General features: G+C 61.1%; 5 protein-coding genes and 1 pseudogene. 5 read left to right on the top strand and 1 reads right to left on the bottom strand.

The genetic code is table 11. The features are described from left to right. Positions 1-165 precede the first annotated feature (165 nt). Positions 166-498: pseudogene (locus PCOSP_RS03485) on the top strand (PIN domain-containing protein); the annotation flags it as partial. Positions 499-551: 53 nt separating this feature from the next. On the opposite strand, the gene PCOSP_RS03490 reads toward PCOSP_RS03485, so the two are convergent. Continuing rightward, the gene (locus PCOSP_RS03490; RefSeq protein WP_464710321.1) at positions 552-2,471 is read right to left on the bottom strand and encodes a methyl-accepting chemotaxis protein; all 1,920 of its coding nucleotides are present in this window, start codon (positions 2,469-2,471) and stop codon (positions 552-554) included. A gap of 263 nt (positions 2,472-2,734) precedes the next feature. On the opposite strand from PCOSP_RS03490, the gene pmrG reads away from it, so the two are divergent. The 4 genes from pmrG to PCOSP_RS03510 all read left to right on the top strand — a co-directional run bounded on the left by pmrG (position 2,735) and on the right by PCOSP_RS03510 (position 12,705). Next, positions 2,735-3,406, top strand: a complete 672-nt coding sequence (pmrG, locus tag PCOSP_RS03495) for a lipopolysaccharide core heptose(II)-phosphate phosphatase PmrG (RefSeq protein ID WP_464710322.1) — start codon at positions 2,735-2,737, stop codon at positions 3,404-3,406. A gap of 24 nt (positions 3,407-3,430) precedes the next feature. Continuing rightward, positions 3,431-4,279, top strand: a complete 849-nt coding sequence (locus tag PCOSP_RS03500) for a phosphatase PAP2 family protein (protein ID WP_464710324.1) — start codon at positions 3,431-3,433, stop codon at positions 4,277-4,279. A gap of 1,262 nt (positions 4,280-5,541) precedes the next feature. After that, positions 5,542-7,248: a ShlB/FhaC/HecB family hemolysin secretion/activation protein gene (locus PCOSP_RS03505; RefSeq protein WP_464710325.1), complete on the top strand. Its 1,707-nt coding sequence runs from the start codon at positions 5,542-5,544 to the stop codon at positions 7,246-7,248. A 39-nt stretch (positions 7,249-7,287) separates the two neighbouring features. Beyond that, complete coding sequence (locus tag PCOSP_RS03510; protein WP_464710326.1) at positions 7,288-12,705, top strand: two-partner secretion domain-containing protein; 5,418 nt, start codon at positions 7,288-7,290, stop codon at positions 12,703-12,705. The last annotated feature ends 8 nt before the right edge of the window (positions 12,706-12,713 follow it).

The following is a 12,713-nucleotide window of genomic DNA, read 5'->3' on the forward strand; positions in this document are numbered from 1 at the left end:
GTGTGGTCCATCTCCTGTTCGCACTGAAGGTGCTTATCCAGGGGAAAACCGTACAGGAGCGTGCAGAAAAAGAGGGTAGGACTGAAAGGGAAGATATGTACGAAATGTCGATGCGTTGTGCGGGTTGGTTGACCGCAGGGACGGTCGAGAGGTTACTGCTGGTTGGCGATGGATCTGGTCATTTGCGCTATTACGGTAGCGGAGATTCTTCATGGCATCGCCCGGCTACCCTTTGGCAAACGCAGGCAAAAGCTTGAATCCCATGCAATGGCAATGTTCGAAGAGGATTTTGCCGGCAGGATTCTGCCCTTTGATGCCCATGCAGCGCTTGAGTATGCAACCCTCGTTGCGTCATGTGAGGCCAGGGGAAGGGCTGCCGGTATGGCCGATGCGCAAATTGCCGCTATTTGTCGGACTCATGGGGCGCTGGTTGCAACTCGAAATACCAGAGATTTCGAATTCGCAGGAATTGAAACTATCAACCCCTGGAACGCTTGAGTCATGCCTCACAAGAACGCCCGTCTCCCACCGGAAACGGGCGTTTTTCATGGTCAAACCCGGAAGTGGCTGACCATCATCTGCAACTGATTGCCCAGTCGCGCCAGTTCAACGCTGGAGGCAGCGGTTTCTTCGCTGGCGGCGGCGGTCTGTTCGGATACGTCGCGCACGTTGATGATGCTGCGGCTGATTTCCTCGGCCACGGCGCTTTGCTGCTCGGCCGCGGCAGCGATCTGCTGGTTCATCGCCTGGATGTTCGACACCGTGCGGGTGATATTCTCCAGTGACGCCCCGGCCTTGCGGGTCAGGGCCACGCTGCTGTCGGTGAGGCTGCGGCTGTTGTTCATCACGGCCGCCACTTGCTGGGTGCCGTTCTGCAGGCCGGCCACCAGGCCTTCGATTTCCTCGGTGGATTTCTGCGTGCGTTGGGCCAGGCCACGGACTTCGTCGGCGACGACCGCAAAACCGCGACCGGCTTCACCCGCGCGCGCCGCTTCGATCGCTGCGTTGAGGGCCAGCAGGTTGGTCTGTTCGGCCACGGCCTTGATCACATCCATGACGCTGCCGATCTTGTCACTTTCCTGTTGCAACACGGTCATGGCGTCGGTGGAGCGTACCACTTCGCTGGCGAGGCGTTCGATCTGGGCGATGGCTTCGCTGACCACCTGATCGCCGGCGCGGGCTTCGCCGTCCGCCGCGGCCGCGGCATGGGAAGCTTCCTCGGCGTTGCGGGCCACTTCCTGCACGGTGGCAGTCATTTCGTGCATGGCGGTCGCGACCTGATCGGTCTCGACTTTCTGGTTGTTGACCCCGGCGCTGGTCTGCTCGGTGACGGCGGACAACTCTTCGGCGGCGCTGGCGATCTGGGTCACGCCATCGCGGATGCCACTGATGAGATCGCGCAACGTCACGCCCATGCGAGCGATGCCCTGCTGCAGCACGCCCAGTTCATCGCGGCGGGTGACGATGATGTTATGGGACAGATCGCCGCTGGCAATGCGTTCGACCACGGCCAAGGTTTCGCTCAGCGGCCGGGTAATCTGTCGCGTGATGATCACAGCGGCAATGATGCCCACCAGCAAGGCGAGCAACGTACTGATCAGTTGCAGCGTGCGGGCCTGGGCGCTTTCGGCGTCGCGGCGGTCGAGCTGGATCTGATACAGCTGGTCGCTCAGGTTGACGATGGTCGCGCCCTGCTCGGTCATCTCCTTGCGCGCCTGCACGGCGTCGGCAGTGGCTGACTTGAAGGCCTGCAAGGCACTGCGGTATTGGCTCAGGGCGTTTTCCAGCTGGCGCAGCTCATCTTGGCGGGTGCTAGCGAAATGCAGGTTCAGCGGTTTGAGCGAAGCGATGGCGGCGTCCAGTTGGCCGACGGCTTTCTGCTCCGTATCGGCGTTGCTGTTGGCGGTGTAGCCACGAACTTCATAGCGAGCCAGCATGAATGCCTGCTTCGCCTGGGTGATCGCCTGGAACTGTTCGAAGCGTTCATCGCCCGGGGCCATTTGCGCTACATCGGTACCGATCACTTCGATCAGTTTATAGGCGGTTTCGGCGTTGGCACCCATGGCGTCCCGGGCGGTGTTGCCGGTGCGGTAGGCGCTGCGCATTTTGTTCAGGGACGCCTGATAGGCGCCGATGGTCGCGCTCTGCTCCTTGAGCAGCTTGACGTTTTCCGGGCTCTTGAAGCTGCTCAGCAGCGCGTTCTGTTGCGCCACGAAGCCATCGAGGGTGGTTTGCACATTCTGTGCGGCCGTCTCGTCGCCGTTGGTCAGCATGTATTGCAAGCGAGTGACCCGAAGTTTGGTCAGCCCGGCGTTGAGCTGGGTGATGTCACTCATCCAGTTACTGCGGTCGATCAGCCCGCCCAGGCTGTTCCAACCGGTCATGGCCAGGATGCAGGTCAGGAGCAGCACCAGGCCGAAGCCCAGGCCCAGTTTCATATTGACGCTAATGTTGCCAAACCAGCTATTCATCAAATTCCTCCAGGAACGTTGTGCTGCTTGATCGTCGGTTGGCTGGAAGTTTGTTGTTGTTAAGCCAGCAAAATAGGGAGCAGGCCTGTATCGGCCACCGGCTTGATATCTGAAAGATTTTTCCCCGGTACCCAGCTATTCACCGAATTTTCAGGCGCGTGTACCAAGCTTTTTTTCACATCCATTTCACTAGCTGCCTACGCCACCGTCTCTACTGTCACGCCATTGAATGACTGGGGTGGATGCCGTCGGGGCGGCTTGATGTGGAACTGAGACTGAGTTTTTTCGGCTTGACGCGCTCGATCGAGACCAGCCGGTTCGCCCGCTACCGAAACGCCATCGTCGTCCTGGCCTCGGCATTGCTGGTGATTCCATTGGCTCTCTGGTTGCTGAGCCCGGCGGCGTTGCCGGACCTGGCCCATGGCAATGTCGCCGGCGCCCGGACCTTGGCCGAAGGCTGGGCCAAGGGGGAGGTGATTGTGCTGGTGCGCCATGTCGAGCGCTGCGATCACTCCAAGGCTGAGTGTCTGAACGATCCCGCTGGCATCACTGACCGGGCCCGTGCCGTCGCGGTAAGTCTTGGTGCCCAGTTCGAGCACCTGGGCCTGGACAACACCGACATCTACAACAGTCCGGCCACCCGCACGGCCCAGACGGCGGGGTACATGTTCAACAAGGTGAGCGCTGGCGACGATTGGCTGATCAATTGCCGGCGTGACCTGTTGCGCAATGCCTTGGCCCACAAGGTAGCCGGGCACAACCTGATCCTGGTGACCCATAGCGAATGCATGCAGGCATTGGAAACCTCGCTCAAGCTACCGACCTCGACGTTTGGCTATGGTGCGTCGCTGTTTGTTTCCACTGCTGAGCCACAGGCGCCTCGGTTAATCGGTTTTATCGAAGCGTCTGACTGGCGTTCGGTGACATTTAAGTAACTTTTCCCACGGTTAGGATCGCCCATGCTGACGTCTGCTCGCTCCCGTTTCTACGGGCTCAATCTCGGAATTCCCCTGGTTTGCGCTGCCGTGGTGTTCTTGCTGTTCGACATGACCCGCATCGACATTGCTTTCAGCGATCTGTTCTATGACCCCGTGCACCAGCTGTTCCCCCTGGAACACGTAAAGCTGTTCGAAAAAATTACCCACAAATGGGCCAGGATCATTCCGAACTGGACCGGCGAGGCGGCCATCATCGCTGCGCTGTTGTCGTTTCTCTGGCCGATCTTCAAGCCGGAGAAGCGCCCTGGACTGCTGCGTTTCCTGGAGAAAACCCGGCTGGCCGCGCCGCTACGTTTTGCCTACAAGCACCGTCGTGATTTCCTCTATGTGGTCTTTGCATTTTCCCTCAGTACCGGGGTAATCCATTACCTCAAGGGACATACCAGCGTGTATTGCCCGGTAGAAACCACCCAATACGCGGGCAAGATCGAGCACAAGGAGTGGTACCAGAACTTCGACCTGCTGAAGGTCGCCGGCGACGGTCGCTGCTGGCCCGGCGGTCATGCTTCCGGTGGCTTTACCATGCTGGCGCTGTACTTCGTCGCACGCCGCTACCGCTGGCGATACTCGAAAGCGCTGATGTATGGCGCCCTGGGCTTGGGGTTTGTCTATGGCACAACGCGAGTCCTGCAGGGATGGCACTACATGTCCCATACATTTTGGGCAGGGATCTTCGTCTGGTTGAGTTGTTTGCTGATGGCGTTGGCTTTCTATGGGCGTGTGGCCTTGGAACAGCCGGTAGCGACCAAAGCTTCATTGCAGGATACGGAAGGCTTGCCTGGGCTGGGTGAACCACAGTCCTACGCCTGAATCGCGGGCAAAAAAAAGCCCGCGGGAGAGCGGGCTAAAACCTTAGTTTCTTGAATGAGCGAGGGGACTTTACCGAATCAAATGTGTGCGTAGGGTGAAGAAAAGTTCATGCGATTTCTCGCCATGACCTTTCCCTGGTACAGACCTGCCGAAATTCCCTGTGGGAGCGAGCCTGCTCGCGATGACGGTGTGTCAGTCACATCTCTGTTGAATGTACCGGCGCCATCGCGAGCAAGCTCAGCTCCCACAGCAATCTGTTGTGAATGAAAATCCGTGTGACGCCCTGGATCCCTTGTGGGAGCGAGCCTGCTCGCGATGACGGTGTGTCAGTCACATCTCTGTTGAATGTGCCGGCGCCATCGCGAGCAAGCTCAGCTCCCACAGCAATCTGTTGTGAATGAAAATCCGTGTGACGCCCTGGATCCCTTGTGGGAGCGAGCCTGCTCGCGATGACGGTGTGTCAGTCACATCTCTGTTGAATGTACCGGTGCCATCGCGAGCAAGCTTGGCTCCCACAGCGATCTGTTGTGAATGAAAATCCGTGTGTCGCCCTGGATCCCTTGTGGGAGCGAGCTTGCTCGCGATGACGGTGTGTCAGTCAACATCCCTGTTGAATGTACCGGCGCCATCGCGAGCAAGCTCAGCTCCCACAGCGATCTGTGTGAGCGAAAATCCGTGTGTCGCCCTGGATCCCTTGTGGGAGCCGAGCTTGCTCGCGATGACGGTGTGTCAGTCAACATCTCTATTGAATGTACCGGCGCCATCGCGAGCAAGCTCAGCTCCCACAGCGATCTGTTGTGAATGAAAATCCATGTGTCGCCCCTGGATCCCTTGTGGGAGCGAGCCTGCTCGCGATGACGGTGTGTCAGTCAACATCTCTATTGAATGTACCGGCGCTATCGCGAGCAAGCTTGGTTCCCACAGGTTCGGTGGTGCCTGATCTCGCTCTGGAACAGGCCGACGACTCCGTGGTGAGGGAGCTTGCTCCCGCTGGGCTGCCGGCAGCCATGCTTTGCGGGGCTCCGCTACAGTCGAGGTTTACGACGCGTCTTGTGAGACACGTCTCTTTTTTTTAACAGAAAATTCCCTCCCCCTTGAACCGAAAGCGATATGCACAGTCTGGTATGCGCGTGGTTTTGCGTATCAGCAGCGTGAGCGGTTTTCGAGGCCCTGGATCGACTGGCACCTTCGAAAACAGCACTGGAGACCTGTCTTCGGTCAGCTCGCGAGCGTGCTGTCATTTCCGTATCGAGGGATCGAACATGTTCTCACCCGCCCTTTGGGCGAGGTTGTGCCTGGCTTTGCTGTGCCTGTCTCCGCTCACTCTGGCTAACGCCGCCCCCACCCCCGGTGAAACCGACCTGATCCGCGAGCGCCAGAACCGTTTGCTCGAAGAGCAGCGCCGCCGTCTGGAAGAGCTCAAGGACTTGCCCGGCCAGGAGGCGAAACCGACCCAGCCGACCGCGCCGGCCGATACCCGTTGCTTCCCCATCAAGACCATCGAACTCAAGGGCGCCGACAGCCTTTCGGCCCGTGAACGCGAGCGGCTGCTCAAGCCCTACATCGGCCAATGCCTGGGCGTGCCCCAGCTCAATGAACTGCTCAAGGTCATCACCGACCACTACATCGAAAAGGGCCTGGTCACCAGCCGTGCCTACTTGCCGCAGCAGGATCTGTCCAGCGGTCACCTGCAAGTGCTGGTGGTCGAGGGCCGGCTCGAAGGCTTGAAAGGCGCCGAGAACAGCCAACTGTCGGAGCGCGAATTGGCCATGGCGTTTCCCGGCAAGACCGGCGAGCTGGTCAATCTGCGGGAAATCGAGCAGATGGTGGACCAGCTCAATCGCCTGCCGTCGAACCAGGCGCAGATGGAACTGACCCCCGGCCAGAACGTCGGCGGCAGTGAAGTGCTGGTCAAGAATGCTCCGCAGAAGCCCTGGCGCGCCGGGCTGTCCCGCAGCAACGACGGCCAGCGCAGCACCGGCGAGCAGCAGTGGGGCACCCGCTTCGAGTGGGACAGTCCATTGGGCCTGGCTGACCAGTTGATGCTGCGCGGCGGTCATGACGCGATGAGCGATCACCAGCACACCTCGCGAAACGCCATGCTCTATTACAACCTGCCGTTTGGTTGGTGGAACGTCAGCTACACCTACAGCCAGAGCGAGTACCGCTCACAGATCGCGGCCAACGGTTTCAACTTCAAGCAGAGCGGCGACAGCCAGAACCATCAGTTGCGGGTCGAGCGTGTCATCCATCGCGATGCCATGAGCAAGACCTCCCTCAACACCGGGTTGGCGTATCTGCGCAGCAATAACTTCATCGAAGACAGCAAGCTCAGCGATAGCAGCAATCGCATCAGTGAGGCGCAGTTCGGTATCAACCACGGCCGTCGGGTCGGCAGTGCCTTCGTCAACCTCGACCTGGGCATGCAGCAAGGCATCGGCGCCTTCGATGCCCAGGGCGACCATGACCCGAAGCCCGGACTGCCGAATGCGCGCTACCGCAAATACACCGCCACCGTCAGCTACCTGCAACCCTTCCAGCTATGGGGCGAGTCCTTCAGTTTCAGCAGCCTGATGACCGGCCAGCGCAGCGAGGATGCGCTGTTCGCGCCGCAACGCATAAGCCTGGGCGGGGAGTCTTCGATACGGGGTTACAAGGACCAATCGTTGGCCGGCGACAGCGGTGGCTATTGGCGCAACGACCTGCGCTGGAGCCGCCCGGTGACCCTGGAATGGCTGCGTCCGGTGTTTGCCGAATACGGCACCAGCCTCGGCTATGACCAGGGCGTAATACGCGGCAATCACTACAACAAGGAACCGAGCGGGCGCATGTCGAGCAACTCGGTGGAGCTGTTCGCCCGCGGCGAGCACCTGAGCGCCAGCGTCACCTTCGCCCACTCCCTGGAACGTCCGGCTGCCCTGACCGAGCGCGAAGCGCCGATCTATTTCCGCGTGGAAGCTCTTTATTAAATTCTGCCCTTTTAAATGCTGTAGCAACGAGACCTGATCATGGACGACCGCCAATACGCCTTGCTGGCCCGCCAACCTTCTGCCGCCCTGAAAACCCGAGAACTGTTCTGGGGCATGCCCAAGCGCGGCCTGGCGTTCCTGTTGGCCAACGTCATGTTCTGGCAACCGATGTGGGCCCAGGCCGACGGCATCGTCGTCAGTGCACCGGGCACCAGCCTCGGCCAGGCAGGCAACGGCGTGCCCATCGTCAACATCGCCAAGCCCAACGGCAGCGGTCTGTCCCACAACCAGTTCAAGGACTACAACGTCGGCAGCAACGGCGTGATCCTCAATAACGCCACCAACCCGGCTCAATCCACGCAACTGGGCGGGATCATCCTCGGCAACCCTAATCTGAAGGGGACGGCGGCCCGGGTCATTCTCAACGAAGTCAACGGTGGCAGCCCCAGCCAGTTGCGCGGCTACACCGAAGTGGCGGGGCAGTCGGCCCACGTCATCGTCGCCAACCCCTATGGCATCACCTGTAATGGTTGCGGTTTCATCAACACTCCGCAGGCGACCCTGACCACCGGCAAACCAGTCATTGAAAACGGCCAACTCCGGAGCTACCAGGTCGACCAGGGCAGCGTCACCGTCGAAGGCGCGGGCCTCAACGCCAACAACGTCGACCGCTTCGAAATCATCACCCGCAGCGCCAGGATCAATGCCGAGATCCAGGCCAGGAACCTGACCATCGTCGCCGGTCGCAACGACGTTGACGCCGCGACCCTCAACGCCACCGCCCGCGCCGACGACGGCAGCGCCAAGCCGCAACTGGCGATCGACTCCTCGGCCCTGGGCGGCATGTACGCCGGGGCGATTAAACTGGTGGGCACCGAGGCCGGTGTCGGCGTGAAGCTGGACGGCAAGCTGATCGCCAGCGGCGGGGATATCCAGCTCGACGCCAACGGCCATCTGAGCCTGGCCCAGACCGCAGCAGCCGGCGCCGTCAACGTCAACGCCGCCAGCCTCGACGCCCAGGGACCGGTCTACGCCGGCACCGCGTTGACCGTGAAAACCCAGGGCGACCTGACGAGCCAGAACAACCTGGTGGCCCGCGACAGCATTCGCCTGGACAGCGGCGGCACCCTGCGTAACAACGGGATCATCGAAGCTGGGGTCAACGCCGATAACACGCGCAATACCAGCGGCGACGTCACCCTCACCGCCAAACAACTGAACAACAGCGGCAAAACAGTCGCTGCCAGTCGCGACCTGACGGTGACCACGACCGATACGTTGAACAACCAGGGCGGTACGCTCAGCGGCCAGCGCAAGACCACCGTCACGGCCAAGGTCGTGGATAACCGCGCCAAAGGCCGCATCCTGGGCAATACCGAGGTGAACGTTAAGGCCGATCAAGTGCTCAACGGCAGCGGCGGCCTGATCAATAGCCAGGACGTCTTGCAAGTGACGGCGGGCCAGTTGGATAACAACGCCGGTGAACTGTCGAGCCTGAACACCGCGACGCTGGTGCTCGGTAGCCTGGACAACCTCACCGGCCTGGTGATGACCGGCAAGCAGCTGGATATCACCGCGACCGGCGCGGTCAACAACCAGGGCGGCGAACTGTCGACCCAAGGCCTGATGACCCTCACGGCGGGGAGCCTGAGCAATCGCGACAAGGGCACCGTCGCCGCCAACGGCAACCTGGTCGTGACCGCCACGAAAGGGGCAATCGACAACGGCAACAATGGCCTGATTGCCAGCCGCAACGCCGAGCTGAAGGTGACCGCCGCCAGCCTCGACAACGCCAAGGGCACCCTGCAGGGCAAAGGATTGGTGAAGGTCGACATTGCGGGCGATATCGATAACCAGGCCGGCTCGATCATCGCCCAGGACGCGAACCTGAATGTCTTCGCCACCAACCTGGACAACCGCGGCGGTGTGCTGTCCAGCGTCAAGGCTGCGCTGGAGGCGCAGGTCAGCGGCGTGCTGAAAAACGGCCATGACCTGAATGGCCAGGGCGGCACGATCCAGGCGAAAGGCCTGACCCTCGAAGCCCTCGCCGGGCTGTTCAACGACGGCGGACGCATCGCGGCGCAGGCTGGGGATGCCGTGCTCGATACCGGCAGCGCCCGTTTCGACAACAGCAACGGCGGCCTCTATGCCAGCGGCAAGGTGAAGGTCGACGCCCTGAACCTGGACAACAGCCACGGCCAGATCAGTGCCAGGCAGATCGATCTCAACCTCAACGGTATTCTGGACAATACCCAAGGCATCATCGAGGGCGACAACAGCCTGGATGTCCTCGCCGCCAGCCTCGTCAATCACAACGGCCAGCTGCGCACTTTGGGCCGCAACAGCACCACCGTGTTCTCCATCGGCGGCCTGTTCGACAACAGCAACGGCACCCTGGAAACCGTCAGCAACGACGTCGGCTTCACCCTCGGCAGCCTGAACAACCAGAGCGGCAAGCTGCGCCACATCGGTGCCGGCGCATTCGGCCTGAACCTCACGCAATTGGGCGCAGTCGGCGGCAGCCTGGTGACCTACGGCACCCTCGTGCTCGATGCCGACAGCTGGACCAACAGCACCTCGATCCAGGCCGAACACCTGACCGTCAACGTCAATCACCTGACCCAGACCGCCACCGGCCAGTTGCTCAGCGCCAACAGTTTCAATGGCTCCGGGATCGACTGGCGCAACGACGGCCTGATCGGCAGCGATGGCCTGATCGATGTCCAGCTCACCGGCCAATACGTGGGCAACGGCCGCTTGAGTAGCGTGGGCACCTTGGGCCTCAAGGCCGCACTGATCGATCTTGAGAAAAACGCCAGTGTCGCCGGCGGCGGGGAAACCACCGTGCATGCCGATGGCTTGTTCAATAACCGTGGCCGCGTGACCTCGGCGGCGGGCATGAATGTCACGGCGCAGGGCATCAATAACCAGGGCACCCTGGGCAGCGCCGGGTTGCTGAGCGTTGGCACCGGTGCACTGCACAACGAAAACGGCCTGATCTTCAGCGGTGCCGACATGGCCCTGAAGGTCGACAGCCTGACCAACCTCAACGCCGACATCTACAGCCTGGGCAACCTGAGCATCGACCGTGACGGCCTGGGCACGAAGGCCTCCAGCATCGTCAACAGCTCGGGTTCGCTGCAAAGCGACGGCAACATGAACCTGGCCGCCAGCACGATTGAAAACGTGCGAACCCTATTGACCACCAACGACGCCGGCATCTACACCGCGTCGATCAGGGAAGTCGCCTGCATCGAAGGCGTCAACGCCGGGGATTGCAGCGGCGGCAAGGAAAACCACGTCTGGCAGATCATCCAGCGTGACAAGTTCGAGGTCACCGCCGCCAGCGCGGCCTCCAGCATCACCTCCGGCGGCAACCTGAATATCCGGGCCGGTGACCTGACCAATAGCAGCAGTACCATCGGCGCAGGCGGCGCCCTCACCGCCAACCTCGTCAGCCTGAACAACATCGGCATCGAAACCCACGACACCGAAACCTCGCGCACCTTCGTGTCCGAGCGCACGCGCAGTCCTGGCGGCTGGCGTACCCTCGCCGATAATTTCACCAACAAGTACTGGTTCCAGAGCCCCGGCTACAACCCTGCCAACCTCGGCGGCCTGGAAGCTGACATGAGCCGTTTCATCGGCACGACCGAGCGCGAACTACTGCAATTCGGCAGCAGCCGGGCCCTGTCCCACGATACCCAGACCTACGCCGCCATCATCCAGTCCGGCGGTGCAATCGATATCCGCACCCAGAGTAACGCCAACAACAGTGTCATCCGGGGTGGCTACAACTACGTCGGCGCCGGACCGCGCACCGACACCGGCGCCGACGGGAGATTTTCAACCCGCATCACCGTCAACCAACAGCTCTCCCCCGACCTCGCCCAACAGCAAGTCAACCCGGTAACCCTGCCCGGCTTCGACCTGCCCACCGGCCAGAACGGCCTGTTTCGCCTGAACGAAGGCACCGGCACTCCGACCCAAGGCAGCGGCCTGAACCAAGTGCGCGGCCTGCCGGACCGCTCGTTCCAGGCCAACACGCAAAAGTACCTGATCGAAACCAACCCGGCGCTGACCGACATGCGCCGGTTCATGAGCTCGGATTACCTGCTGTCCAACCTGGGTTACGACCCCGACGATGCGGCCAAGCGCCTGGGCGACGGCTTCTACGAACAACGCCTGATCCAGCAAGCCGTCATCGCCCGCACCGGCCAGCGTTTCCTCGACGGCCAGACCTCCGATGAAGGCATGTTCAAGTACCTGATGAACAACGCCATCGCCAGCAAGGACGTCCTCAACCTGTCCTTGGGCGTAAGCCTGACCGGCGAACAGGTCGCGGCGCTGACCCACGACATCGTCTGGATGGAAAACCAGACGGTGAACGGCCAACAGGTGCTGGTGCCGGTGCTTTACCTGGCGAACGCCAACCATCGGCTGGCGCCGAATGGAGCGCTGATCCAGGGCAGCGACGTCACGCTGATTGCCGGTAAGAACCTGAACAACGCCGGGACGTTGCGGGCGTCCAATAATCTGGTTGCCACGGCTAACGACAGCCTGGTGAACAGTGGGTTGCTGGAGGCGGGGAATCGGCTGGATGCGTTGGCGAGTAATGATCTGACTAACCGGGCGGGTGGGGTTATTTCTGGCCGGGATGTGAATGTTGTTGCCCTGACTGGCGATGTGATCAACGAGCGCACCGTCACCACTCACGAAAGCAGCAGCGGCTATCGCACCGAGCGCACCGACTTCATCGACAGCGCCGCCCGTATCGAGGCCGCCAACAACCTCACCGTCGGCGCCGGGCGCGACATCAACAACGTTGGCGGTGTGCTGAAAAGTGGCAACGACACCATTCTCGACGCCAAACGCGATATCAATCTCGTCGCCGCCGAACGCATCACCAGCGGCACCCGCGGCCGTCATCGCGACGAAGACATCAAGCAATACGGCTCCAGCCTTGAGGCCGGTCGCGACCTGACCGCCAACGCCGGACGCGACCTCAACGTTGTCGCCAGCCAGATCGATGCCAAACGCGACATCGCCATGGCCGCCGCAGGGAACTTGACCCTGGCTTCGGCGGCGGATGAACAGCACTCCTACAGCAAGAGTAAGAAGGTCACCCGTCAGGAAGATCACGTCGATCAGGTGTCTTCGACCGTGACTGCTGGGGGCCGCGTTGCACTGAGTGCCGGACAGGATCTGACGCTGGTGTCCAGCAAGGTGAAGGCTGAGAAGGAAGCCTACCTGGTGGCGGGGCGCAAGCTTGAGCTGTTGGCTGCGCAGAACTACCACTATTCGCTGTATGACATGAAGAAGAAGGGCGGATGGGGGAGTAAGAAGACGCAGCGTGACGAGGTGACCGATGTAAAGCATATCGGTAGTGAGATCACTGCCGGGGGCGATTTGATATTGCTCAGTGGGGGGATCAGCGTTATCAGGCGGCCAAACTGACAAGTGGA

The sequence above is a fragment of the Pseudomonas sp. MAFF 730105 genome, assembly GCF_055380705.1.

Bases quoted from the DNA above. Each gene is read 5' to 3' on its own strand.
- PCOSP_RS03490 (WP_464710321.1), bottom strand. From the start codon at position 2,471: ATGAATAGCTGGTTTGGCAACATTAGCGTCAATATGAAACTGGGCCTG.
- PCOSP_RS03500 (WP_464710324.1), top strand. From the start codon at position 3,431: ATGCTGACGTCTGCTCGCTCCCGTTTCTACGGGCTCAATCTCGGAATT.
- PCOSP_RS03505 (WP_464710325.1), top strand. From the start codon at position 5,542: ATGTTCTCACCCGCCCTTTGGGCGAGGTTGTGCCTGGCTTTGCTGTGC.
- PCOSP_RS03510 (WP_464710326.1), top strand. From the start codon at position 7,288: ATGGACGACCGCCAATACGCCTTGCTGGCCCGCCAACCTTCTGCCGCC.